Below are 512 nucleotides of genomic sequence, written 5' to 3'. Positions count from 1 at the left end.
CTCCACGCGAGCGCCTGCATCCCGCCGAGGCTGCCGCCCATCACCGCGGCGAAGCGTTCGATGCCGAACGCGTCGGCGACGCGCGCCTGCGCATGCACCCAATCCTCGACCGTCACGACCGGAAAGCGCGCGCCGTACGGCGTGCCCGTTGCGGGATCGATGCTCATCGGCCCCGTCGAGCCGAAACACGCGCCGAGATTGTTCACGCCGATCCCGAAGAAGCGGTTCGTGTCGAGCGGCTTGCCGGGCCCGACCATGTTGTCCCACCAGCCGGTGCTGCGCGGATCGTCCGCGTAGACGCCCGCGACGTGATGCGACGCGTTGAGCGCGTGACAGACGAGCACCGCGTTCGAGCGCGCGGCGTTGAGCTCGCCGTAGGTCTCGACGACGAGCTGATAGTTGCCGAGCACGCTGCCGCTTTGCAGGCGCAGCGGTTCGGCGAAATGCATGGTGTGTGGAGCGACGACGCCGATCGATTCCATTCGTTCCGCCTTATGGCTGGGCGGCTAAAC

General features: G+C 67.8%; 1 protein-coding gene. It reads right to left on the bottom strand.

Annotation, left to right across the window (positions count from 1 at the left end):
• On the bottom strand, positions 1-482 hold a 482-nt coding region (locus tag J5M57_RS28090), incomplete at its 3' end, for an alpha/beta fold hydrolase (RefSeq protein ID WP_207938491.1).
• Between the last annotated feature and the right edge of the window lie 30 nt (positions 483-512).

This window comes from Pseudomonas sp. 86_A (assembly GCF_017491705.1).
Taxonomy (GTDB): Bacteria; Pseudomonadota; Gammaproteobacteria; order Pseudomonadales; family Pseudomonadaceae; genus Aquipseudomonas; species Aquipseudomonas koreensis.
This window is presented reverse-complemented; position numbering and strand designations above follow the sequence as displayed.